Source organism: Spirosoma pulveris (assembly GCF_054781875.1).
Map to the genome: position 1 here is coordinate 531867 of NZ_BAAGTO010000002.1, position 25951 is coordinate 557817.

Genomic DNA, 25951 nt, shown 5'->3' on the forward strand with positions numbered 1-25951 from the left:
TTACAACGGCACGAATGTTGTACACAGGCCATATACCAGATTCAATAAAATAGATACATTAAATCTCTACTGCCTTGGTTGACTATCTACGCACTACCTTACACTCCTTCATTAATAATTATCAGGCTGTTATGTGGCGGCTGCGTGAGTGTTCGCTCAATGATGAACAGTTGGGGATTGCCGTTGGCTTGAGCGGGAACGCCATCCGAAACCGACGCTCTAAACCGGACTTATGGAAGCTGTCGGATGTTGAACGGCTCGCCAACCACTTTACCCTGCCGGTAACCGCCTGTGTTCAACTGAATCAGGTTCTTCTCGACCTGCCCAATGCGTTGAAGAACCTTCCTGCCGAGGAGCGAAGACGAATTGAGCGTCAACTGCTCTTCAAGATAAACCAATTGGAGTCGTACAACCAGAGCGACTGGCCGGTCCGGTATTTACTCCGAATGCATCAGGCGCTGGCAAATAACAGGTAGTCAGTAGGTTATGCGCAAAGTAAGTAGCCAAATCAATAGGATGTTTTTGACTACTAGTGTACTTTTACGGTAGATTTTGATACCACCGTATGAAAGCTACCTTTTACTTACCCATAAGTGTTCTATTCTTTATCAGTATACCGGTCATAGCACAACTGCCCAAATTGGTGCGTGGCCCCTATTTACAAGTCGTTACACCAACCTCCGTTGTCGTTCGCTGGCGGACAGACCAGCCTACTACCAGTCGCGTCTGGTATGGTAAGTCTACCGGGGCTTTGACCGACAACATTCGTGAATCGCAGCCAACGCTCGATCATAGCCTGACCATCACGGGTTTACAGGCGGCTACGCGCTATGCCTACTCGATTGGCTTCGATGATACGCAACTGACAAGCGGGTCGGATTACTACGTAAAAACAGCCCTGCCAACCGGCGATACCAGACCGGTACGTTTATGGGCGTTAGGGGATTTTGGTAGTGGCTCGGAAAACCAGCGAAACGTCTACCAGGCTTACCAGAAAGCGACCACCAACCGCCCGGCCGACCTCTGGCTCTGGCTCGGTGATAACGCTTATTCTTTCGGCTTCGACGATGAATACCAGCAGTATGTCTTTTCCGTTTACCCACAAACGCTACGCAACACACCGCTGTTTATAACGCCCGGCAATCACGATTACGCCGATAGTGAAACCAACTTCAACATCCCTTACTACAAGCTATTTTCTTTCCCGGAAAAGGGTGAAGCCGGTGGTGTCCCCTCAGGGTCCAAATCTTATTATTCAGCCGACTATGGCAACGTTCACCTCGTTTCGCTCGATTCGCAGGGCAGGCCAGATGGGCAATTTCGACTGTATGACACTACCTCGACGCAGGTTCAATGGTTAAAACGCGACCTTGCTGCCAATAAACTCCCCTGGACAATTGTCATTTTCCACCATCCACCATACAGCAAAGGGGGGCACAACTCCGATACGCAGCTATCCATGAAGCTCTTGCGGGAAAATTTAACCCCCATTCTGGAGCGATACGGGGTTGACCTGGTGCTGAACGGGCATAGCCACGGTTACGAACGAACTTACCGGATCAAAAATCTTCGGGGTTTGGCGAATACGTTCAATAAAGCAATTAACATAGCCGAGACGACAACAGGGCGCTATGATGGATCGCCCAACTCCTGTCCCATTCTGACGAAAGGCCAGGGAACAGTTTACATTGTAAACGGGTCGGGCGGACAGTTAGGCGGTCAATCGGTTGATTTTCCGCATCCGGCGACCGTCTATAATAACACAACGCTTGGGGGTTCGATGCTGCTGGATATAACTGATAACCGGCTGGATGCGCAACTGGTGATGGCGGATGGGTCTGTACAGGATAAGTTCACCATCATGAAGAACGTCAACACAACAGCCTCCTTAACGGCCGAATACGGTGATACACTTCAGCTGACAGCTTCCTGGCTGGGTGACTACCGATGGCCGGACGGCAAAACCACCCGAAGTATACGGTATGTAGCGGACCAGTCGGGCACTATTCCGATCGCCGTAACAGACAACCGCCAATGCCTGACCGACCAGTTCACCATTACCGTACAGCAACCGCCAAAACTTACTACCAAAACTGTTGGGGCAGTTGCCCTATGTGCCGGGAGTACCATCGCCCTCACCGCTATGCTTGAGAACACAACCAAAGCCGCTGGCTGGCAATATGAGGTGCTTCTTTCGAATGCATCGGGCAGTTTCATACCCGAGCAAATCGTTGGTTCAGGCGCGTTGGAAACGCTGAAAGCAACGCTACCCGCTACTGCATTACCCGGAACAGGGTATAAGCTGTGCATAAGACCCCGTGGCATTCCTTACGTTCAGCTTGTGGCGAGCGATGCGTTTACGATAAAACCTCTACCAACAGCCACTTTATCCGGTTCTACAACCCTGGCGCAGGGACAGCCGGTTTCCTTAACGCTCACCTTTACGGGGGATGGCCCCTGGCGGGGTAGCCTATCAGACGGTACGCCATTTTCTAGTAGTGCCAACCCTACGATCCTGACGTTACAGCCCGAAAAAACTACCCTGTATACAATAGCGAGCGTCGAGAATAGCTGTGGCATTGGCAGCACGTCGGGGGGAGCTACGGTAACAATACTTCTTCCAACGGCCGAAGAAGCGTTTGCAGGAGGACAGCTAACCATTTATCCCAATCCAGCTCACGAATCGGTTTTCGTTCAATTATCGACAACGCAGAAGAAAGATGTGAGTCTAACGATGCTCGATGCGCAAGGGCGTTCTGTATTTCAGAAGCAGTTTGGGCCGGTTACGTCAGTCTCAGAATCCATTCAACTGCCCGCTGCAACGGGCGTTTACCTGCTAACGATCCAGGCCGGGCAAAATAAGGTAATCAGAAAAATAGTGAAGCAGTAAGGCCCTGGACACGCTGGCGCGGCCCGGTTGCCGGGCCGACGCTCGGTACTACAAGATCTGCCCTATACCGAACAGGATGACAAACAAAAGGGTGGTGAGGGCCAGTTGGCCCAGCCGGGCGTTTAGCTCAACGGGGCGGTTGTGCGTAGCGACAGCGCGACCGTTCAGAAAAAATAACGGGAAGGCCAATACGTAAAGGTATCCCACCGCCGACGAGTCTGTAAGAAACGAGTAAGCTACGGCACAGGCCATACCGGCAATGAGTAATCCCCAATGATAGCGAATAGCGCGTGGCAAACCGAGTCGGGCCGGAATGGACCGTTTACCCGTCATAGTATCGGTTTCGATATCGCGGATATTATTGATGTTCAGTACACCAGTGGCAAACAGGCCAACACTCGTGGCAGGCAGTAACAGTAACGGGCTGAACGAGAGGGTATATAGAAAGTACGTACCCAGAACACCCACCCAGCCGAAGAAAATCAGCACGGCGATATCGCCGAAACCAGCGTATCCGTATGGGCGCTTGCCGTTGGTATAGCCAATGGCAGCGGCAATGCTAAGCAGCCCGAGCACGAAGAAAAACCAGAAAATTTTGGGTTCTACCGTATAAAAGGCCACCATCAGCAACCCAATCCCGCAAACCAGGGAAAGAGCCGCCATCAGGATAATCCCCCGAAGCATGGCTTCTTTGGTAATATCGCCGGTTGCTACGGCCCGACGGGGACCCACCCGAAGTTCGGTGTCTTTACCGGAAACAGCATCGCCGTAGTCGTTGGCGAAGTTGGAAAGTATTTGCAGGAAGATCGTTGTCAGGGCAGCCAGCACGGCAATTCTCCAGTCGAAATGCTCTTTGGCGAGAGCCAGAAAACTGCCCAGAATAATGCTGGCCAGGGCCAGCGGTAATGTACGCGGCCGGGCAGCCGCAATCCAGCTTTTCATCATTTTGAAAAGCGAAAGAGTAAAAGAGTGAAAAAGTGAAAGTACGATCGGCCAAATTTAGGCTTCGCTCTTTCGCACGTTCACTCTTTTACTCTTTCACTATTAAATTCCTACTGCTTTTTTAAACTCTTCGTCGGTTGGCTTTACTTTCGAAGCAAAGAAGTTCGTCAGTTCACCTTTTTCGTTGATAACGTATTTGCAGAAGTTCCAGGTGGGCGCTTTGTCATTCCAGCCGTTCATCGACTTGTCCGTCAGCCACTTATATAATGGAGCCTGGTCATCGCCCAGTACCGATACTTTTTCGAACATCGGGAAGGTTACACCGTAGTTCTTCTGGCAGAAGGTAGCAATTTCGTCGCTGCTGCCGGGCTCCTGGCTACCAAAGTTGTTGGCAGGAAAACCAAGTACAACGATCTTGTCGCCGTGTTCTTTGTAGAACTTCTCCCAATCGGCATACTGTGGGGTGAAACCGCACTTGGATGCTACGTTCAGGATAACCACCTTTTTGCCTTTGTAAGCTTTCAGGGCTACCGGCTTGCCATCCAGTGATTTTACAGTGAAATCGTATAAACTTTTAGCCGGGGCGACCGCGTTGGCGGGGGCTGCAATGGCTTCTCTTTTGTTGCTGAAGATACCTTTGACGAGTGTTGAGAATGACATAAAACTGGTGAGGGTCGCAATCACGACGACGCCGATTAAGGTAAAAACTAAATTCTTTTTCATGGTTAGTTTTCCGTTTTGGTAGAATTTGGCAATAGCGATTTAAAGGTACTGAATTAGAATTGACTAACTACATTTTCTCCGGTACTTCTATGCCCAATAAACCCATTGACTTACGAATAGTTTCACCAACCAGTTTCGATAAAACAAGGCGGCTGTTCAGCTTCACCGTATCCGTTTCTTTCAGGATGGACAGTTTATCGTAAAACTGGTTGAATGTCTTCGCCAGTTCGTAAGCGTACTGCGCAATATAAGACGGTGCATAAGCGGCTCCGGCTTCGGCAATTCGCTGCGGGTATTGGCTCAGCAAAAACACCAGCTGCTGCTCAATATCATCCAGCGCGGTGGTGGTAACCCTACCGTCCAGCGTCGTACCGGTTTCGGTAGCTTTCCGCAGGATGGACTGAATCCGGGCGTGAACGTACTGAATGTAAGGTCCCGTGTTGCCGTGCAAATCCACCGACTCCTCCGGATTGAACTGCATTCGTTTCTGCGGGTCGACTTTCAACAGATAGTACTTTAGTGCTCCCAGACCCAGCATTTGAAACAACGCTGCTTTCTCCGCATCGCTGAACTCATCGAGTTTACCTTTAGCCGCTTCATCGGCCGCGTTTGAGGCTGCATTCGTTGTTTCCTGAATTAGATCATCCGCATCGACAACGGTACCCTCGCGCGACTTCATCTTACCCGTTGGCAGGTCGACCATACCGTACGACAAATGGTATAATTCATTGGCATACGGCCGACCCAACCGGCGCAAAATGGCAAACAGTACGTTGAAATGGTAGTCCTGCTCGTTACCAACAACCCAGATCTGACGGTCGCTGTTGAAGTCCTGCTCCTTCAGTTCGGTCGTACCCAGGTCCTGGGTGATATAGACCGATGTACCATCCGCCCGTAACACCAGCTTTTGGTCCAGCCCTTCCTCGGTTAAGTCAATCCAGACAGAGCCATCATCTTTACGATAAAAGACCCCCTTCCGGATTCCTTCTTCCACAATTTCTTTCCCGAGCAGATACGTATTCGATTCGTAATAGACCTTATCGAAGCTAACGCCGATGGTTTTGTAGGTAACGTCGAAACCGGCGTATACCCAGGTATTCAACTGCTTCCAGAGCGCTACCGTTTCGGGGTCGCCCTGCTCCCAAAGGCGCAGCATCTGCTGGACTTCCTGCATGAGTGGCGCGGTCTTCTCAGCTTCTTCCTTCGGCGTCCCCTGAGCTACCATCTCCTCCACCTGCGCCTTATACGCTTTGTCGAACAGCACGTAGTATTTACCGATCAGGTGATCGCCTTTCAGACCCGACGATTCCGGCGTTTCCCATTGGCCCGACGCATCGGCACCAAACATCCGGTAGGCCAGCATAGACTTGCAGATGTGCACCCCCCGATCGTTGACGATGCAGGTCTTGACGACATCGTAGCCATTTGCCACCAGAATCCGGCTTACAGAATCGCCCAGAAAGTTGTTCCGCAAGTGGCCCAGGTGCAGTGGTTTATTAGTATTTGGCGAAGAAAACTCAACCATTACCGATCGCCCTTTTGCGGGCAGCGTACCAAACGAGGCATCGTTGGCCATATCGTTCAATACCTCAACCCAGGCGGCATCGGCAATGCTGATGTTGAGGAATCCCTGTACAACATTGAATTTGCTGACAACCGAACTGTTGTCGACCAGCCAGTTACCAATGGCCTGGCCAATTTGAGCAGGGGCCTGACGAAGGCTTTTGGTGTACGGAAAGGTAACGAAGGTGTATTGGCCTTCAAACTCTTTTTTAGTAGGCGAAAGTTGCACCTCCCCGGCATTGCCCGGGTAGAGTTCGGCAATTGCCCGTATAATATCGGCTTGTACGATTGACTGAGTATCCATTACCCGCAAAAGTACGAAATGTAAGGAAGAGTAGCGCGGACGGTGCGCCGTTGCGGTGGAAACCCGCGCTGCTTACGGCGTCAGCACCGTTGTTCCCTCAGCAACCGTCTTGATTTTTTCCTTCGTAAAGAACACCGGAAAATAGTTGTTCTCTGCCCAGATTGGAAATAAATCGCCGTAGTGCGGACTTTCGGGGTTGCCGGACTGGCCGGGGGTATTGATGCCCAGTGTCTTATCCCAATCCTCCGTGTCGACCAGAATACGGAACGAAGCTCCGTGCGTCTGGTTCAGGTCATTGCCTGTGGCGTTTACCGTTTCGGCGTACCCACCGCGCGCTACGGGTCCGAAATTTATTTTCTGTCGCATGGCTTTATCGACCAGACTACTCATCGGGTGCGTAATCGTGATGTGCTTATTTTTGCGCTGCCCGTACGACCAGTCGTCCATGTCGGAACCAAGCCGGGCGGTGAGTTCGGCCAGGGCTTTGTCAAGGCAGGTTAGTAATAAATTGTCGCGGGCCGGGGTAGGCATGAGCAAAGCATCGTAAACACGCTTGGTGGGCAAGCTTTTAAAATACGGCTGGGCTACTTTGGGCACTTTCTCCTGATAGACAGCCTGTTTCAACTGATTTTCCCAGGCTACATAAATCGAAGCGGCAACGGAATTAGGCGTCAGCTTATAATCCCATCGGCGCAGGTAACTCAACGCCTGCTCGGTACGGTCGTTGGGCGACGCCAGATTTTGCAGTAACGGCACCAGCGTCCGGGCCGGAATAGACAGGTGATCGGCCTGCAACGCCATAAAGTCGACCATCGTTTTCCGGGTTCCATCGTTCAACACCTCTTCGATCCGGTGCGCCCGCGAAGGACTCGACCAGGTCCAGCCCAGTGCATCCCGGTGCGGATAATTGGTGGCGGTCAAATTATTATTGGCCGTGGCCACGTAGCCTTCGGGTGGATTAAGCTTATTCGGCAACTGATCGATGGGCAGGAAACCGCTCCACTCGAACCGGCCGTCGCCAGGTACCGGCACCAGCCCTGTGAAGTTTTTTCGAATGGGTGCCAGCCCTACCGACTGCCAGCCGATGGTGCCGGTTTTATCAGCCCAGATCATGTTTTCGCCCGGTACCCGACTGTACAGACAGGCCTTTCGAAACTCGGTCCAGTTCCGGGCCTGATTCATTCGCAAGCTCGCCAGGTACGGCGCGGAGCCGATCTCTAACCCACCCGACCGAACGGCATAAGCTTTGTGATGCTGCACATCCTCAAACACTACCGGGCCATGAAGCGTGTACTTGAGCGTGGCTGTAACCGGCTTTCCACCTTTTACGGGGATGGTTTCGGTGAGGGTTTTCATTGTCAGCCAGCGATACGCGGCCCCTTTGCCTTTGTAGCGGTACTGATTCGGATTAGCTGGATTAGTCTCGTAGACGTACAAATCTTCGTTATCTGTTTCAAAAATGGTCAGGCCCCAGGCGCCGTAGTCGTTGTGCCCAATGGACACGCCCGGCAGCGTGGGTTCGCCAGCCCCAACCACATTCCAGCCCGGCCCATTGAGGTGAACCCAGTACCGAAGCGAGGGCGTCGACTGTGCCCGGTGCGGATCGTTGGCAAGCATTGGGTACCCACTGGCCGATTTATCACCCGAAATAACCCAGTTGTTGGAGCCAATGTATTGTTTGTCCGCGTCCAAACGACGGTTCAAACTTGCCTCCTCTTCGTCTTCTTTAGTTGACTGCCCTTTAAATTTAAGCGGCAGTCGGTAGGCTTCGTAAAGCTCCAGAATCGGCTGAAACAGTTCGTCGCCGTCTACATGAAGTGTTAGATCGGGGGCCGGTGATGGTGCATTGGGTAAAGTGGACTGTGGGTGAAACCATTGCAGCTCGCGCAGCTTTTCGGCCCCGATCAACTTGACCAGCCGCCCGTAGTTCAACTCCTCCCGAACGTTGTACATCAGTCCCTGGTGACGGCTGATGACGACCTCGGGCGTCCATAAGCCGGGCTTTGTATCGAGCACCCGAAACTCGAAGGGTAACTTTTCAGGCGTTTTCAGGATTTCAGTAACGTAGGCATTGATTCCCGCTACAAAGGCTTTGACAATCTGCGGTCCGTGCGGATGATAATGCAGCAGCTCTTTATCTATATCGGCGGGGGTTGCGTTGGGTTTGTACCGAAACAGGCGGGTGCCAATGTCCCGTTTTACTTCCTGCGGCCCAAGCAATTCGGCAACTGTCCCGGTAGCCTGCCGACGCCAGGTTTCCAGTTGAAACAACCGGTCCTGAGCCGCCGAATATCCCTGGGCAAAGAATAGATCGTGCTCGTTTTTGGCATAGATATGATTGACGCCCCAACGATCGCGGATAATTTCAACGGGTTGCTGCAGCCCGACCATGCGCATCGTCTGGCTGGATTGCGACTGGCAACACAAGGGTAACAGTATAGTCAGTAGAAGAAGTGATTGACGCATACGCATGGTTAATTTATGGGTAAGATAACCAACAATCGCCATTCGCAAAGCCTAAAGAGCATTTTGCAATAGAAACAAAGCCAAGTAATCGAGTAGAATTAGCGTATGTTTTAGTAACCACAGAGGCACGAGGAACGTAGAATGTAACTAACTGAATTCTAATCACTTAAGATGCGGTTTGAGTTGATCACTTTTACCACCTCAACTCCGGATTCTTTGTGCCTATATGATTAAATTCCATTATGCACTTATCTTGTTGTATCAATGCATAAAAAAGAAAAAAACGTGATAAAAAATGGCGCTTTCATATTCGCCATCAGCTTTCTGATGACGCTGACAGGCTGCTCGAATGTTTACATACAGTCCAACGTAAGCCGGGATGAGAAGACGGACTTTACCCGCATTCTTATAGTGTCGAACTTGACCAGTGCCGGGCCTGCCTACCTGGCCTCGTTCCAAACGGCTTTTCCGAAAGGCTATCAGGTGTGCAGCGTATCGAACAGTCCGCTTTCGTTCGATAGTCCGCAGGAGGCTATCCAAAAACAGCAGCAAACTTGCCAGAGTGAAGTAATGCTCACTATTGATTTCAATCGAAACTACTTATCCGGATACGGAAAATACATTTCATCGAACGATGAACTGTTGCTGCAACTGATCAACATTTCGAACGGAAAGCCCTTCTGGAAAGCGGTGGTCACAACGAGCGGAAACAATGAAGTACCGGCAAACCGGGTAGTGAACCAGCTTATTAAAGATGGGATCGTTAAAGGAGCTCTTCCATTTGAGAAATCGTACCGATCCGACTACTAGCTTCAGATAAATGAAGGGGTCAGGCTGTACACAGCCTGACCCCTTCATTTATCTGCCTGTCGAGACAGCATCATTTTACACTGCTCAGGTACGTCTTGTTTCCGTTCTTGTTGATGTAATATTTGCCACCCCGCGGGCCCGTCATGACTTTCTCACCGTTCGGGCCTTTCTGCGACGGGTCGACCGGGGCTTTGTAATCAGCCGGTGTCGCCTTCTCTTCCTTCGGCATGGCTGTTTTTGCTGACTTGCTCAGTTTATCATCTTTCAAACCTGAGTTATCGCCCTTTTTAGAGGATTTATCAGGTGCTGCCGTAGCGACAGGGGCGACGGTTGCATCCGTTCCAGCTTTCTTGGCGGCTTTGGCAGCCCTTGCAGCCGCCATGCGGTCATTTACAGCGGCCTGCTTTGCCGCGTCGGTTGTGCTGACGTCTGCTTTCGCGCTGTTTTTAGCTTCCTTAGCCGTCTCTTTAGCCGCTTTCTTCCCCTCTTTTGCTGCGTCTTTTGCCGCTTTCGTTTCTGCTTTGGCAGCTGCTTTCGCCGATGCGTCGGCTTCGTTCATTTCTTTTTTCGCCTTATTTTTTGCGGGTTTGCTGTCCTGGCCGAAACCGTTCATCGCAACAAGCATCGTTAAAGACAGACACAGCGTTATCAGTTTAGTTTTCATAGTGATAGCATTAGGGTTTATAGATGACTACATCTTTGCGCTGATTAGACGTAGGAAGGCGCACAAAATCACATATCTACTACAAAAACGACCTAAATTTTTCTTAAATTTGACATAAGAGGTAGTAAACTGTTAACCAGAAAGGATAGACTTGTTCTGTAGTCAATTTTAGATGTGGGTGTGCCTGGCATCGCCCGCTATTACATCAATGACCGTTCCAATATCAAATACCCAGCAACCCGCCGATTACCTCAAACGCTATTATGGCTATGACCGTTTCCGGCCTATGCAGGAAGCCATCATCAAGTCCATTCTGAGCGGTCGTGATACGGTGGTGCTGATGCCAACGGGTGGTGGCAAGTCGGTCTGTTTCCAGATTCCGGCCCTGATGCTGCCGGGTCTGACGGTGGTGGTTTCACCGCTGATCGCCCTCATGAAAGATCAGGTAGGGGCGTTACACATGAACGGTATCCAGGCCGCTTTCTATAACAGCACCCAAACCAGTAAGGAACAGCGCGAAATTGAAAACGACTGCATCAACGGCAAACTCAAACTCCTGTATGTTTCGCCCGAGAAGCTGCTCACCGAATCGTTTTTTCAGTTCCTGAGCCTGACCAATCTCTCCCTTTTCGCCATTGACGAAGCACACTGTATTTCTTCCTGGGGGCACGACTTCCGGCCGGAATATACCCAACTGCACGTCCTGAAAGAGCAGTTCCCAACGGTGCCAACCATTGCGCTGACGGCAACGGCCGATAAACTTACCCGGCAGGACATCGCTACCCGGCTGGGTATGCACGACCCGGCTATTTTCGTGGACTCGTTTAACCGGAAGAACCTGAGTTTGCAGGTCCTCCCCGGCCAGAACCGTATCCAGCAGATTATCCGGCTGCTTCAGCAGAAACCCGATACTTCGGGAATCATCTACTGCCTGAGCCGAAAGTCGACCGAATCCCTGGCGGCCAAGTTGCAGGAGAAAGGGTTCAGCGCGGCATTTTACCATGCCAAGATGGACCCGGAAGATCGCTCTAAAACACAGGAAGCATTCCTGCGCGACGATGTTCGGATTATGTGCGCTACGATTGCGTTCGGGATGGGGATCGACAAATCGAATGTGCGGTGGGTCATTCACTACAACATGCCCAAGAACATCGAGAGCTTTTATCAGGAAATTGGCCGGGCGGGGCGGGATGGCGCGGCAGCGCAAACCGTCCTGTTTTACAGCTTTGCCGATGTTGCGACCTATAAGGACATGCTGGCCGAAAACAACCCGGCCAATCTAGGCCTGCAGTTAGCCAAGCTGGAAAGGATGCAGCAGTACGCCGACGCACACACCTGCCGCCGGCAAATCCTTCTGTCCTACTTTTCGGAAGAACTCCCCGACCCTTGCGGCAACTGCGACGTTTGCCGTGATCCGCGCGTGACCTTCGATGGGACCATCCTGGCTCAGAAAGCCCTTTCGGCCATTATCCGCACGGGCGAACGGGTGCCGATGAACCTGCTGATCGATATTCTGCGCGGCTCCCGCAGCCAACAGGTACTGCAGGGCGGTTACGACCAGGTAAAGACGTATGGGGCGGGCCGCGATATTCGGTTCGAGGACTGGCGGAGTTACATCCATCAGCTTATTAACATTGGCGTTATTGAGATTGCCTACGAACAGCACTACGCCCTCCGGCGCGGCATCCTGGCCGACCAGGTGCTGTACAAAGGGCGAAAAATTGACCTTGTCCGTCCCGACGACGCACCCAAACCGGTTGTTGAGAAAACCCGGACGAAGACCGAAACCCAACGCGACGACCTGTTCGAACGGTTGCGGATCCTGCGCAAGCAACTCGCCGACGAGCAGAATGTACCGGCTTACGTTATTTTCACGGACACCACGCTCGAAGACATGGCCCGGCAACGCCCTACTACACCCGATGCGCTGCGTAATGTAAGTGGTGTTGGCGAACGAAAACAGCAGCTCTTCGGCAAGCGCTTTCTGGAAGAGATTGTGGGGTATGTACGCGGACGTGTGGAGGCTGGCCAGAAGCCCAAAGGGTCGACCCAGCTTATTACCCTCGATCTGTACAACAACGGCCTCACCATAGAGGAGATTGCCACCGAGCGGCAACTCACAACCGGGTCCGTGGCTGGGCATTTGGTGCAGTTGGCAAAGTCGGGCTACGATATTGATTTAATCTCCCTGATCGACCCTTTCGAACGGCGGGAAATAGAGAAGGCCATTGCAACTGTGGGTATGGAAGAAGGCCGTTTAAAGCCCGTTTTCGACTATCTGGAAGGTCGATACGATTATGGCAAATTAACCTTGGTTGCCGGGCTTTTATAGAAATAAAATCCTGTTTTTGGCAGTGCCGTTGGATAATTCTTAGACAACTATTTGGCAAGTCCCCAAAAAACAGTTAAGTTCGTATATAAAACCAGCACAGACCCGTTACTCAGGTACGGGTTTTCGTGTCTGTATGTGTCACAACAACTAATGTAATTTTGATAAAAGAGGTAAGTTTTTCACTGCTCATGGCCGCCATAAAACCGGGTATCGGTATGTCGGCCCTCGCGCTCCCGAATATCGGAGCCGACACGAGCCGGTCGCTGCTGTCATCAAGTGGCCTGAACAACCCCGAACTACTCGTCGTTGACTCGACAAAACGTGTATTTCCAATTTATTTCTGCGGAGAAGAGGTTCCGGTCGATGAGCCCCGCGTGTCGCGACGGTGGCTGCAAACCCTTCGCCTGTACGGTGCTCAGCAGGATTTTCTGATTGACCTGCGCACCAGAGCATCTACTTTCTTTCCCATCATTGACCCAATTCTTCGGAAATACAAGATTCCCCGCGATTTCCGGTTTATGCCGCTGGCCGAAAGTGCTCTCGATAACAGCAGCGTATCGTACAAAGGCGCATCGGGCTATTGGCAACTCATGCCCGAAACGGCCCGGGAACTGGGCTTAACCGTAAACAGCACAGTCGATGAACGTTACAATCTACAGAAAGCAACGGTTGCCGTTTGTCGGCACCTTCACCAACTTTATCGGGAGTTAGGCTCCTGGACACTGGTTGCAGCTGCTTATAACGGAGGGATCACCCACGTCCGCAATAAGATGGAGCAGCAGGGCCAGTCCAATTACTTCCGGCTTCGGCTGCATCGGGAAACGAGTCACTATCTGTTCCGGATTCTGGCTTTTAAGGAGTTACTCACCAATCCCCGCCAGTACACGCTGCTGGTTAGTGGCGCTACTATTGCCGAGCTTATCAAGCCTTTGCCAAGCTGGCATAAGCCACTTGCTTTGCCGAAGAAGGTGAAAGATGCGCCAACAATCGAATTGGTTGATGAAGAGTTTATGAACACCTGGGGACCACGTCCCAATACGGCTCTAACGCAGGCTCCATCCGATACACAACAGCTTATTGCACAAGCTGCAACGGCAAAAAACATTCCAAACACAGACCTTGAAAAACAAGGCAGCCATTTGCCCATTAAAAAATTAATGATGGGCCTGATGGTGCTCCGGTTCCGTCGACCCCGTTTCCTGGAATGGAAGAAGGGTGAAGGGATTCGTCCACTGCATTTCTGGGACTGGTTGTAGTCTATACACTTCCTGTTACCTGAAAGCCGCTTGAAAAGCGGCTTTTTTTTGTGCCTACACCACAAACAAACGAGAAATCGGCACTAAAAAATAAATAAATCTCCAGAAATGAGACTGTCGTTGGCATACTTATTGACCGTTATTAAACTTATCTAACTGGTTAAATACCAGATGTAAACACATTACGACAGATTAACTTTTCCAACAATCCGTCATCGACTAAAATTGTACTTGACCGTTGATAAACTTAGTAGCCCCACTTCTGCTAGCGACTGCACTGGTTGTGGCCAGTGTTTTATCGCCTTATACACCCCGGTATACGCCGGCGGCTTCCGTTGATGCCTCCGTCTACGCGGCACCAACATTTGACCCGGTTCTGCGAACCCTGTTACCTCCCGTTTATTTTTGCGGAGAATCGGTCCCCATTCATGAAGAAGTTATAGCCCGGCGGTTGGTCTCGGCGCTGGCGCGTAATGCATCGCAGAATCAGGCTTTTTTGCGCATACGTCAGCGGGCAGCCGTTTTCTTTCCGGTTATCGAGCCCATCTTGTCATCTCATGCTATTCCCCAGGACTTTAAGTACCTGCCACTCGTTGAAAGTGCTTTGCAGGGGTTTGCGGTCTCGCCCAGAGGGGCTGTCGGGTATTGGCAATTTATGCCCGCTACCGCCCGCGAGCTAGGACTGACGGTCGAAAAGGGTGTCGACGAACGGCAAAATCTTATTAAATCGACCCATGCTGCCTGCCGGTATTTGCGGTACCTGTATAATCGGCTGGGGTCCTGGACGCTGGCAGCAGCCGCTTACAACAACGGTATAGGCGCTCTATTGAACAACATCCGCCGACAACAGCAGCGGGACTACTACTACCTGCGCTTAAACGCCGAAACGGGTAAATACCTTTACCGGATTCTGGCCTTCAAAGAGTTATTTACCAACTGCCGCTCTTACCAGCACCTTATTCCGGAGCAAATGCTGGCCTCCCTCACCAGCCCTTTACCGTCGTCATTAGATGAACAGGCCGACGACGATGAAATATTGATTCCTCAGGCTGTGATGGACGAGGCCACGAAGGTGGCTGTGGCTACGCCCATTGACGATAAGCTGAATCGGGCAAAAGGGCAATTAATGGATATTCCGTTGCCTAATGCAGCGGATGTTTTTCGGGGCGGCATCAAAGCAAAGCTAACAGAGCCTTCTGGTTTACAGCGCGAGGAGATCTGGATCTTTCACCTCATCCGCGACGGCATCGCGGGCGGTCAGGATGTAGAGGAAGGTGATATTTTATACGCTGTTATTGAGGATATCGACCCAAAGACCAACAGAGTTTATCTGCGCTCCGATCGAATCTATTCGGCTAGCGAGAAGCAAACCTATTCGCTCGCCTTATCAGCCGTAGATGCCTCAACCGGGCGAATTGGCATCAACCTATCTGACCTGACCCGGTTGAAATCGGGCTGGATACTAACCTGGAAGTCGCTTTAATCTCAAAAACCTAGGCCACTTTTCTAACAGCCGGTACGTCATCCTATTGGCTTTTACGAACTAAACAGCGGTGGGGCACCGTTATTTAAGCGTTCAACAACTGGTCGTTTGTTTTGGCACTATCCACTATGCGCATCGTTGTACTGCTGTTAAGTGGCTTACTACTGAACAGCCCTACCTGGGCGCAAAAAAAGACGAGTTCGGCAAAAAGCAGCAAGTCCAATCTTCCTTCTCCCCACAAACGCTCGCTAACCGGACCGAGTCGCCTGCATTTCTGTGGTGAAGTTGTACCAACAGAACAGGGTACCGTTTCGGCCAAGCTGGCCTTCGCCATGGCGAGTAGTTCGGGCTATGCACGTCGCCTGAATGCCCTGAAGGCTCGGTCGGCTCCTTTTTTCTCCGTCATCGAGCCTATTCTTGAGCAGTATAATATACCCAACGATTTCAAATATCTGCCCCTGATCGAGAGTGCCTGGCAGGCAAATGCCGTATCATCGGCCGGAGCGGTTGGCTACTGGCAGTTCATGGACGATACCGCACAGGACATGGGGCTGTCGATCGCCCCAGGCCATGATGAACGCACAAACCTGCTCAAGTCGACTGAGGCAGCCTGCAAGTACCTCAACTTCCTCTACCGAAAACTAGGCTCATGGACGCTTGTAGCAGCTGCTTACAATGGTGGCGTGGGCATGGTTCAACGCAAGATTACCAAAGTGGGCCATCGTGATTATTATACCATGGCGATGAACCCCGAAACGGGCTATTATCTGTACCGGATTCTGGCCATGAAACAGCTGTTCACCAATCCATCCTATGGTATAGACGCAGTGGGCCTGATGCTGGCATCGGGGGTCAATGCCTATGAGCAGGAACGTGAACAGGCCCGACGGATGGGCTGGCTTCAGGACCAGGAACCGGTCGTAAGTGGTATTCCGGTTGAGTCGATGCCCAGTCTGGATGCTTCGTTCAGCAGTCAGACGCCAACCATCCGACACGAAGTGGTCGTCATGGATAGCTTATTGAACAAATTGCTCAAAAACACCTCCGGCAGCCCCTCTGTTTATGTGGGCGACGTGGCCACGCGGCTGGTGCAGGCGGGTCAGATAAAAATTGGCCAGAGCTGGTCATTTGCGCTCACCGAGACGGTACAGATTGAGGAAAGTACCCTCAAAGCAGGCGATATGCTCTACGCGATCATCGATGACATTGACACCTACGGTAACGTCTTCTTCCGGGCTACCAAAGCCATATCGGCCCAAACCAAAACGACCATTCCGCTTACCCTTATCGCACTGAACCCAACAACAGGATTGGCTGGTATTCCGCGCCCCAAAGTAGTGAAGCCCGGCTGGGTTGTGCAGTGGAAACTGTAATTTCTCACCAGCCCTCAGGCTCAATAAGGGGGGTATTTCGACCGTATGTATCCCGACAATCGCCCGGGGGGATTAGCTGACTGCTGATAAAACTGACCAGGGCCGGGTAAAAAACAACGCTGGGGTACTCCTGTTGCCGAAGCCGGCGTCGGGTAACCGACGTGACGGCAAAGTAACCTCTGGCTAAATCAGTTGCATCACTGGCATTCACGAGGTTGCCCGTAACCGGTGCCGGTAAGGGATCGAAGATACTCCCGGTGCGAGCGTTCTGTTGCTGGTAAAGCTTCCAGAACTGGTAATTCGTTTGCGTGATGGCGTACTGCTGAATTTCAACCAATTGGGGCGCTACCGTATAAATTGGTAGTTGCAGCACAAACCGGTTACGCACCGTATTTCCGTTGATGGCCTCATCACTGAATACATTTACACTATTGGTCGATACCGTTGTCCAGCAGCGATTATTGCAAAGGTTGGGGCTCCCCAGACTGCAGGGTACGCCTACCGATAGCCGATTTGTATAGCCGTAAGCCGTCCAGCGGTAATAATTCTGCTCACCAGCCGGATCAGTTGTATTCGCTCCGTACGAAAATGCATAGGGAATGGCCAGATTTCCGGTCTTAATCAGCCTGGCCGAAACACTGTCGATTTGTGGCACAGCAGGCATCCGTTCCGCTTTGGTCACATAACGCCTGCCATCGGTCAGTGTCACCGTCAGGCTATAGGCCCGGCCAACTTGCCCGCGAAAGGTGGCGTCGGTGGTCTGGTACAAACCGGAACCGGTCGATGCAAAGCGGGTGGAACGTCCCTGATCGTCGGCAAGGACAACCTGCGCACCAACTACGTACTGATCGTTAACATTCTGCCCGTCCTCGCCACCGTATTTACCGGTATAGGTCAGCCGAACGGTATACGGGGGCGCTTCATTGGTAATCTGACCTTCGACCACCAAACGGGGAGCCTCCGTCCGAATGGGCAGTTGAACCTGATCAATACAGGCCGCCAATACGATCAGAAGAAGTATGTAGCTGATAAACTGACGCATGGCTAGAAAAAGAAATTATAGGCGATGGATGGAATCATCGTACCAAATACCGACAGCCGGTACGACTCAGTTCGCTGGTTAAAGCGGGTAAAATAAATGGAGTATGGGTTCTTGTGAGCGTACAAATTGTAGATGCCGAGTGTCCAGATGCCGTAGCGTTTCTGCGCTTTATTGAAGCGGGTATCTTTGGAGAAAGCAACATCCAGCCGGTGATAATCGGGAATTCGGTCGGCGTTCCGGCGGGAGTAATCCTGCACCGGCTCACCATTATACGTATATTGCCCGTCAGGGTACGTCGCCGGAACACCGGTATAATAAACGAAATTGCTCGAAAATGACCAGTTATGCGGCATAGACCAGCGGGCCTGTACATTAACCGTATGGGGCCGATCAATATAGGCCGGATAATAAGCACCGCCATTGATGCGAAGGGCATCGAAAGGCGTTTGCACCGCAATCAGCGAACGGGCATAGGTATAGTTAAGCTGCCCGGTCAGCCGTCCGCTCGTCTTGTTGAGGCCAAACTCAACCCCGTAGGTTTTTCCAGCGGCCTGAACCAGGGCCGTTTCGAGTTTCGGATTCAGGATAAGATTGGCCCCATAGCGGTATTCGATCTGGTGCTGAAGTCGCTTGTAATAGCCTTCGACGCTTAACTCAAGTCCGTTATCCAGCAAATTCTGGAATACCCCCAACGACACCTGGTCGGCAATCTGGGGCGCCTGGTAGCGGTCGCTCAGCTTCCAGAAATCAAGGGGCGTAATGGCCGTTGTATTGGAGATAAGATTCAGATACTGACGCGTTCGACCGGCACTGGCTTTGATGGCCGTATTCTTGGCCAGTTGTACGCGCAGGGCCAGTCGAGGTTCAAAACCGCCATACGCCTGCGCCACCTGACCCGAATGGTACAGCACCGAGTCGGTCACGGTTTCGGGCGACGACGGCACATTCTCTGCGTAGCCGTAAACGGTTTGTGCCCCCAGCAACGCAAACGCCGAATAACGCAGCCCCGCCATCAGCGTAACGGTGGGCATCAACTCCCACTCGGTATTGATGTAGGCACCAAGTTCACGGCCCTGTTCGGGGTTGATCTGTTTCGGATTTATACTCGACTGGTCTCCCGCTGGCAGAATGGCACCGGTCTGAATACGGTATAAAATCCTATTTACCCCAACCTGTAGTTTATGGCGCTTGTTGATCGTATAAAATAAGTCGGCTTTTCCTTCCCGCTGCTCGATATGCGATGTAAAGCGAAACTCCAGATTGGGCGTTATCCCATCTACATTCAATTGATAACCACTGTACAGAGCGGCCAGATTGAGCTGAACATTAGGCTTAAGCAAATAACTCCAGCGACCCGTTAGCACGTTCGACTGCCAGCCATAAAGAGTATCGCCCGGAAACCGGAAGTCATCCTGGCTCCTATAGGCTGATATCGAAATGGTGTTCCGTTCGTCAGGTGTATACGTCAGCTTCAGATTACCATCGAAGAAGAAAGCCCGGCTATTTTTGACACTTGCCGTTGGAAATAACTGTAGTAGGTAATTCGGAAAGGCAATGCGCCCGCCGGCCAGCAACGTCAGCTTTTTCGTGATCGGCCCGTCCACCACTGCCCGGATGCTCACCGGACTTACCCCACCCGATACACGCCAGCCGTCCTTATTCCCGTTTCGGGTACTCATCAACAACAGCGACGACACCCGCCCGCCATACTGAGCGGAAAAAGCCCCTTTGTTGAGGCTCACATCCTGCACCATGTCGGGGTTGATGTTTGTGTAGAAACCCAGCAGGTGCGAAGTATTGAACAGGGGGGCCCCATCGACCAGTACGAGGTTTTGATCGGCCCGTCCACCGCGAACGTTGAAGCCACCCGCCCCTTCGCCTGCCGTGGTAACACCGGCCTGTAAAGCAAGTGCTTTAAGAATATCGGGTTCACCCAGCACCACCGGCATCCGTTTCAACTCGGGCATGCTGAGCTGAATCTGCCCCATTTGCACATCTTTAATGTTTTTGTCCTTACGCAGGGCGCGTACATCAACCTCATCCAGCTCTGTAGAGCGGGGCTGCAGGTAGTATTCAACCCGTTTATTGAAATCCAGAACAATCGTTTCACGACCGCGGAAATAGCCTACGGCCGATACATAGGCTGTGAGTAGCCCCGGCGGATGGGTCATCAAAATGACACCGGCACTGTCGGCTCGCCCGCCCAATTTTGTTTCAGCAATAAATATACTGGCACCGGGAACCGGCTTTTTAGTGATGCCGTCCCGCACAATAACACTCAGCCGAAGTCGCTGCTGGGCCATAGCAGACGAGCATAAAACCAGAAAGCAAACAAAATATAACAGGAGTAGCCGTAACCTCATGAGGTTGAGTCGTGAAATAGTCTGGAAGAAAGAGGTGTAATCTACAAAAACCTGTGCATACGAACATTCACTGGCTTTAGTTTTCGGTTACTGGCGCGGGCCTTTGTCGCACGGCGGGGTGCCTGTGCGACAAAGGCCCGCGCCAGTAACCACAAGTACGCGCCACGCTCTTACTTCACTTTTGCCAGTGCTTTTCGATAGGTATCAATAGCGCGTTGCCGGGCCATGGTGTGGTCAACCATCGGTTTGGGGTACGATGCCTGATCAACTTCGGGCACCCACTGACGAATATAGGCGCCCTTCGGGTCGAAGCGCTGGGCCTGGGCGGTTGGATTAAAGACCCGGAAATAGGGAGCCGCATCTGTACCCGAACCGGCTGCCCACTGCCAGCCGCCGTTATTCGCAGAGAGGTCATAATCGCGGAGTTTTTTACCGAAATAGGCTTCACCCCAACGCCAGTCGATGAGCAGGTGCTTACACAGAAAACTGGCGGTGATCATCCGAACGCGGTTGTGCATCCAGCCGATGGTGTTTAGCTGCCGCATACCGGCATCAACAATCGGGTAACCCGTTTGGCCCCGGCACCATTTATCGAACTCATCTTCGTTATTGCGCCACTCGATCTGGTCGTACTCCCGCCGAAAGGAATATTGTTCAACGTGCGGGAAATGGTCGAGCACCTGAAAGTAAAAATCCCGCCAGCAGAGTTCGCTCAGAAACGTTTGATCGTCGGCCTCCTTTGCCTGCCGGGCCAGCTCCCGAATACTGATCGTACCGAAGCGCAGATGTATGCTTAGCTGGCTGGTGCTGTGGGGCAGCGCCGGAAAATCGCGGGTTTTGTTATACGAATCAAGTAATTTATCGGCTACCGTCCGATCCGGGAAAGGCTCCCCTACCGGCTGAAAATCCATCTCTTTCAGCGTAGGTACGGCTTCGGGTTTGGTTTGCCAGAACTGCTTTCTATACTTTTCGGCAGGATACGACTTCAGGTAAAAGTCTGTCAGGGCCGCCTTCCATTTGCGGCTGTAGGGCGTAAAAACGGTGTAAGGTGTATTTTTCCCGGTAAGCACTTCGTCGCGTTCGAAAAGTGTCTGATCCTTACTGGTGTGAAAGCCGATGCCATTTTCGGCCAGCAACCCGGCAATAGCCTTGTCGCGGTCTTTAGCATACACTTCGTAATCATGATTGGCAAATACATCGCCGATCGTGTACTGCTGAATCAACTCTTTCCAGACATCAACCGGCTTCCCGTAGCGTACAAGGATGGTCGATCCCAGCTTTGCCAGTTCATCGTGCAGTCGGTTTATTTCCTGAACCAGAAATTCAACCCGCCGGTCGAGACGGTCTTCGAGAGCGTCGAGAATAACACGGTCGAAAATAAAAACCGGAACAACGGGACGGCCACTTTTGAAAGCATGGTATAAAGCAGCATTATCGTGCAGACGCAAATCGCGCCGGAGCCAGACCAGCGAGAGCGGTTGAGACATAGGATTGGGTGGGTTTGTTTACTGGCTAACCCATCGTGAACCAAAAAAGTTAAGCCACAAAAAAGTCGGCCGTTATCAGGTATAGGAACTCCTGACAACGACCGACTTTTTATTGAGTGATGTGCTTATTCTGGCTGGAAACGAAGCCGAACCGTATGCAGCTCGCCCGAATCGTTACCATATCCATTTATCTTCTTGCCCGTTAGCTGGCGAATCAGGCTATTGTTGAGTTGCTCATTTTTACTGAATACCTCCAGTTGGCAAAGCTCATTGGCCGCATTTACCTTAAACTGGATCACAACGACACCCGCCTGTTGAGTTGGCTTAAGCGCATCGGGATACGAGACGTATTTCGACAACTGATTCTCCAGGGTTGCCTTGGCGGCCTTGGGTTTACTTGTTGTTATCGGCGCAGCGTAGGCTTGCGTTGCCAGGAAGCCTACCAGCATGAGAAGAGCTAAATTCTTTTTCATGACTTCAATGTGATTAAATGATTGAACAAATACCCTCGTCTTTACGCAGTTCAGATCTGTCGGCGACTAATGTTACCCTAATATTACGCTAATATTATCTAAATATTACCATTGCAGCGGATATATGACGGCTAATTTTAAAGCTAAATTTAACCATTAAACACTGAACCGAATTTTATTTTAAAAAGAAGCATATTTATAAATTTTATACTGCTAAGCAGCCTTTCAACATCAACTAATCAAGATATAGTTTCTAGGCCCTATGTTAAGCCAATGTTAACAAATTGTTAATTCTTGTTTTTTAAGGTAATAAAGACAGCGATTGTCGGGCTGGCAATTAATAGATATCGATCTGTCGAGGGGTTAGCTATAGGATTACGAAACCCCGCAAGCGGGTGAAAGTGGTTAAAACAGAAAAGCCCGGAAATCTCTTTCCGGGCTTTTCTATATAATTAATACTATTGCTCAGGCGGTTTCTAATTCACGGTTACGCTGCATTCGCGAGCGTTCCGAGGGGCTGATACGCATAAGGATACGGTTTTTAATGCGCATCCAGCGTTCGTATAACTTTGACTCTTTCAGGAAATTCCATTTCTCGTCTTTCTGCTCCTTTTTGTGCTCTTCCGGATCATACTGCATGCCCGTACAGAGACAATGTTTCCGATTGGTGCGCGTCAGGATATCGAAGTTCGTGCAAGTCTGGCACCCTTTCCAGAACGCGTCATCGGCAGGTAGTTCACTCAGGGTTACGGGCTGGTAGCCGAGGTCCGAGTTGATTTTCATCACCGCCAGACTCGTTGTGATCCCAATGATCTTGGCCGTTGGGAACATCTTCCGCGATAGCTCAAACGCCTTGGCTTTAATGCGCGTGGCAATACCGCTTTTGCGATAATCCGGATGCACAATCAAGCCGGAGTTTGCCACGAACTTGCCGTGTTCCCACGTTTCGATATAGCAAAAGCCAACCCATTCGCCGGAGAGCGTCATGGCTACAATGGCTTTACCTTCCAGCATTTTCTCCATCACATAAATGGGGGAGCGCTTGGCAATACCGGTTCCCCGGGCTTTGGCACTCTCTTCCATTTCATGGCAGATGGTTTCGGCTAACCGCAAATGATTTTCATTCGCGACCTGAACGATATATAAATCGTTAACTATTTCGGGTGTGATCATTGTCGTTTATTGGGCGGTTGTAAAGCCGCAAAACGGAGACAGCGTAATCCGTGCTGATTTTAGATGAATAAAACGAGAAAAAAGGCGGAAATAGTTTACCACATAGGCAAACAAAAAGATATAGTCCTTTCGGACCTAAACCGAAATGGCGTAGTATGGAAGAAAGTCGGTAGATAAACGAGCTTTGCCATTGGTTCTGCGCTGAAAACGCGGACAATGTTAGAGAGATTATCCGGGTCTTGCAATAAAATAACGGTTTTTTTACAGGATAGTTCGGGAATTTATAAAACATATTTATTAATCGTCCTGTCGTATATGTTTGGTTATTGATGCTTTAATCTGTCAACGAATAGATTAACCAGACTTGTGGTAACAGCCCTCCCTCCCTCTTCGTATCCGTTCACCCTAAGCCGCAGCCGGTGGCTGCGGTATACCGTCTTTTTTTACCTGTATGTCATGCAGGGAATTCCGGCGGGTTTTTCACTGACAGCCCTGGCCAACTACCTCACAGCCGAGGGCGTAAAACCATCGGTTATCGGCACATTTGCCGCCGTTGTCGGTTTGCCCTGGGCGTTTCAGTTTGTGTGGGGACCACTCATCGACCGTTATCAGGGATCGTCTATGGGTCGCCGGAAACCGTGGGTGGTGGGGGCGCAATTCCTGGCTTTTCTGGCATCGCTGAGTCTTCTATTCGTTCAGAACCCCGTTACGCACATTGGTACGCTGGCCTGGTTTTTCTTCGCCCACAGCATTTTTGCCTCGGTCCAGGATGCCAGTGTGGATGCCATGGCGATTACGGTCATCGCCGACGATGAGCGCGGGCGCGTCAATGCCTTTATGCGGGCGGGTTTCCTGATTGGTACCGGCGTTGGAGCCGCTGTATTTTCTCAGTTGCTCCGTCGCTATGGCTTTTTCAATGCTGCCCTCTGTCAATCCCTTTGCCTGCTAATCTTAACGATCATCACCTTCTTTGTCCGCGAACAACCCGGCGATCAGTTATTACCCTCCTTCAATCGATCGTCTGCAACAGCCCGGCCTGACACCCACCACCGGGCAGCCTTGCCTGACCATAACTTCCGGTGGCTGTTTACGCAGTTGTTCAAAGGACTGTTTTCCAGACAGAGCCTACTTTTATTTGGCGCTATCGTGGCGGCATACGTAAGTATCAGTCTGTTTTCGAGGGCTTATAATTATCAGCTGATTCGTGTGCTCGGCTGGGCCGACACATCCGTATCGGTGCTGACCGGCACCTATGGTATGCTCGTAGCTACAGGAGCCGCGCTGGCCGGAGGCTATATCGCCGACCGCATTAGTCCCCGGCGGCTGCTGGTGATCGTACTGGCCGTTGTAGCGGTTTACCTGATCAGTTTCAATAGCCTGTCAACGCACTGGATTCAACAGCAGGTGGCCCAGGTGGGCCTTGTTGCTTTGTACTTCATGGACCCCAGTATCAGCGTTGCAGCCATGCCTGTGTTGATGGCTATCTGCCGAAAAGGGGTGGAAGGATCCCAGTTTACCACCTATATGGCCTTTGTGAATCTATCCGATATCATTGGTGCTTACCTATCGGGACATGCGCTGGATTATGTCTCTGCACCAACCATCGGTCTTTTGGCAGGTGCACTGGCCACCGTGGCAGCCGTGACTATTTTCTTCACTGTACGGCATTACAGACCAGGAGATGTCGCCAGCGAACAAGCTCTCCGATAACTAACACCTTCGCACCGAACGCAGTACAAGTTGGGCCTTTGCTTAGTAGCTTGCAGAACGACCGACCGTTCCGTTCTTACTATGCTAAACTTCCGCAGATCGTTATACCGGGTTCTCGAAACCTCGGCAGGAAAACGCCGGGGAATGAGCCTCGCCTTCAACCTGCTTCTGATTACTATTATTACGCTGAATGCTATTGCTATTGTTCTCCACACCGTACCTGAATACGACCGAAGGTTTGCAGTTGTCTTCACCGACTTCGAAGTATTCTCTGTAATTTTTTTTACCATTGAGTACGTGCTGCGCATCTGGGTCTGCGTCGAGAACGAAAAGTACAACCACTGGTTTTGGGGACGCTTGCGCTACATTTTCTCTACCAGCGCCATCATTGATTTCCTGGCTATCTTCCCTTTCTATTTTACCCTCTTTGCTACCGACCTGGCCATTGTTCGTATCCTGCGGCTATTTCGTATTTTCCGGCTCTTCCGTATTTCGCGCTATTCCCACGCTTTCCGCATGATTCAGAGTGTGGTAACGGATAAAAAGGAGGAGTTGATTCTTAGTACAATGCTCGTCATTTTCATGCTGATAATCGTGTCGAGTGTGATGTACTACGTCGAGCACCCGGCCCAGCCCGATAAGTTTTCAAGCATTCCGGCGACCATGTGGTGGGGGGTTACCGCCATGACAACCGTTGGCTACGGCGACATCCACCCAATAACGCCCTTGGGTAAACTGCTGGGTGGTATTACAGCTATTGTAGGTATTGGGCTGTTTGCCTTACCAACCGGTATTCTGGTATCCGGCTTCAACGAACACATCCGCGACCGCAAAATCCCACAGCGAAAAGTATGTCCCCATTGTGGGAAGGAAATTTGATTTGATATTTGGTGGCGT

At 51.2% G+C, this 25951-nt stretch carries 19 protein-coding genes; 9 read left to right on the forward strand and 10 right to left on the reverse strand.

Annotated features, from left to right (window positions below):
• The first annotated feature begins 74 nt into the window (after positions 1-74).
• Together ACYVJM_RS10470 and ACYVJM_RS10475 are read left to right on the forward strand one after the other, a co-directional pair.
• Complete coding sequence (locus tag ACYVJM_RS10470) at positions 75-476, forward strand: hypothetical protein (protein ID WP_461148171.1); 402 nt, start codon at positions 75-77, stop codon at positions 474-476.
• Positions 477-565: 89 nt separating this feature from the next.
• A complete protein-coding gene (locus ACYVJM_RS10475; RefSeq protein WP_461148172.1) occupies positions 566-2890 on the forward strand; it encodes a metallophosphoesterase in 2325 nt (774 codons plus the stop codon).
• A gap of 48 nt (positions 2891-2938) precedes the next feature.
• On the opposite strand, the gene ACYVJM_RS10480 is transcribed toward ACYVJM_RS10475, so the two are convergent.
• The 4 genes from ACYVJM_RS10480 to ACYVJM_RS10495 all read right to left on the reverse strand — a co-directional run bounded on the left by ACYVJM_RS10480 (position 2939) and on the right by ACYVJM_RS10495 (position 8888).
• Entirely contained in the window at positions 2939-3832 is an 894-nt protein-coding gene (locus tag ACYVJM_RS10480; RefSeq protein WP_461148644.1) for a 1,4-dihydroxy-2-naphthoate polyprenyltransferase, read from the reverse strand.
• A gap of 102 nt (positions 3833-3934) precedes the next feature.
• The gene (locus ACYVJM_RS10485) at positions 3935-4555 is read right to left on the reverse strand and encodes a glutathione peroxidase (RefSeq protein ID WP_461148173.1); all 621 of its coding nucleotides are present in this window, start codon (positions 4553-4555) and stop codon (positions 3935-3937) included.
• Positions 4556-4622: 67 nt separating this feature from the next.
• Entirely contained in the window at positions 4623-6422 is a 1800-nt protein-coding gene (argS, locus tag ACYVJM_RS10490; RefSeq protein ID WP_461148174.1) for an arginine--tRNA ligase, read from the reverse strand.
• Between the two features lie 72 nt (positions 6423-6494).
• Entirely contained in the window at positions 6495-8888 is a 2394-nt protein-coding gene (locus tag ACYVJM_RS10495; RefSeq protein WP_461148175.1) for a penicillin acylase family protein, read from the reverse strand.
• Between the two features lie 264 nt (positions 8889-9152).
• Here ACYVJM_RS10495 and ACYVJM_RS10500 point away from each other — a divergent pair, with 264 nt between their 5' ends.
• Complete coding sequence (locus ACYVJM_RS10500; protein WP_461148176.1) at positions 9153-9698, forward strand: hypothetical protein; 546 nt, start codon at positions 9153-9155, stop codon at positions 9696-9698.
• Positions 9699-9768: 70 nt separating this feature from the next.
• Here ACYVJM_RS10500 and ACYVJM_RS10505 read toward each other — a convergent pair whose 3' ends face one another.
• Positions 9769-10362 carry a hypothetical protein gene (locus tag ACYVJM_RS10505; RefSeq protein WP_461148177.1) on the reverse strand — a complete coding sequence of 198 codons (594 nt, stop codon included), beginning with the start codon at positions 10360-10362 and terminating at the stop codon, positions 9769-9771.
• Positions 10363-10570: 208 nt separating this feature from the next.
• Here ACYVJM_RS10505 and recQ point away from each other — a divergent pair, with 208 nt between their 5' ends.
• From recQ to ACYVJM_RS10525, 4 genes are all read left to right on the forward strand, one after another.
• Entirely contained in the window at positions 10571-12694 is a 2124-nt protein-coding gene (gene recQ / locus ACYVJM_RS10510) for a DNA helicase RecQ (protein ID WP_461148178.1), read from the forward strand.
• Positions 12695-12882: 188 nt separating this feature from the next.
• The gene (locus tag ACYVJM_RS10515; RefSeq protein WP_461148179.1) at positions 12883-13950 is read left to right on the forward strand and encodes a lytic transglycosylase domain-containing protein; all 1068 of its coding nucleotides are present in this window, start codon (positions 12883-12885) and stop codon (positions 13948-13950) included.
• Between the two features lie 238 nt (positions 13951-14188).
• Positions 14189-15433 (forward strand): lytic transglycosylase domain-containing protein, encoded by a 1245-nt coding sequence (locus ACYVJM_RS10520; RefSeq protein WP_461148180.1) that lies wholly within the window; start codon positions 14189-14191, stop codon positions 15431-15433.
• A gap of 128 nt (positions 15434-15561) precedes the next feature.
• Positions 15562-16806 carry a lytic transglycosylase domain-containing protein gene (locus ACYVJM_RS10525; protein WP_461148181.1) on the forward strand — a complete coding sequence of 415 codons (1245 nt, stop codon included), beginning with the start codon at positions 15562-15564 and terminating at the stop codon, positions 16804-16806.
• 4 nt (positions 16807-16810) lie between these two features.
• Here the strand turns inward: ACYVJM_RS10525 and ACYVJM_RS10530 are convergent, their stop codons facing one another.
• The 5 genes from ACYVJM_RS10530 to ACYVJM_RS10550 all read right to left on the reverse strand — a co-directional run bounded on the left by ACYVJM_RS10530 (position 16811) and on the right by ACYVJM_RS10550 (position 23344).
• Positions 16811-17848 carry a DUF4249 domain-containing protein gene (locus ACYVJM_RS10530; protein ID WP_461148182.1) on the reverse strand — a complete coding sequence of 346 codons (1038 nt, stop codon included), beginning with the start codon at positions 17846-17848 and terminating at the stop codon, positions 16811-16813.
• A 2-nt stretch (positions 17849-17850) separates the two neighbouring features.
• Positions 17851-20151, reverse strand: coding sequence for a TonB-dependent receptor (locus tag ACYVJM_RS10535; protein WP_461148183.1), 2301 nt, complete (start codon positions 20149-20151; stop codon positions 17851-17853).
• A 230-nt stretch (positions 20152-20381) separates the two neighbouring features.
• Positions 20382-21698 (reverse strand): cryptochrome/photolyase family protein, encoded by a 1317-nt coding sequence (locus ACYVJM_RS10540; protein WP_461148184.1) that lies wholly within the window; start codon positions 21696-21698, stop codon positions 20382-20384.
• 125 nt (positions 21699-21823) lie between these two features.
• Positions 21824-22171, reverse strand: a complete 348-nt coding sequence (locus ACYVJM_RS10545) for a hypothetical protein (RefSeq protein ID WP_461148185.1) — start codon at positions 22169-22171, stop codon at positions 21824-21826.
• Positions 22172-22636: 465 nt separating this feature from the next.
• Positions 22637-23344, reverse strand: a complete 708-nt coding sequence (locus tag ACYVJM_RS10550; RefSeq protein ID WP_461148186.1) for a GNAT family N-acetyltransferase — start codon at positions 23342-23344, stop codon at positions 22637-22639.
• A 366-nt stretch (positions 23345-23710) separates the two neighbouring features.
• On the opposite strand from ACYVJM_RS10550, the gene ACYVJM_RS10555 reads away from it, so the two are divergent.
• A complete protein-coding gene (locus ACYVJM_RS10555; RefSeq protein WP_461148187.1) occupies positions 23711-25054 on the forward strand; it encodes an MFS transporter in 1344 nt (447 codons plus the stop codon).
• A gap of 81 nt (positions 25055-25135) precedes the next feature.
• On the forward strand, positions 25136-25933 hold the full coding sequence (locus tag ACYVJM_RS10560) for an ion transporter (RefSeq protein WP_461148188.1): 798 nt from the start codon (positions 25136-25138) through the stop codon (positions 25931-25933).
• Positions 25934-25951: the final 18 nt, after the last annotated feature.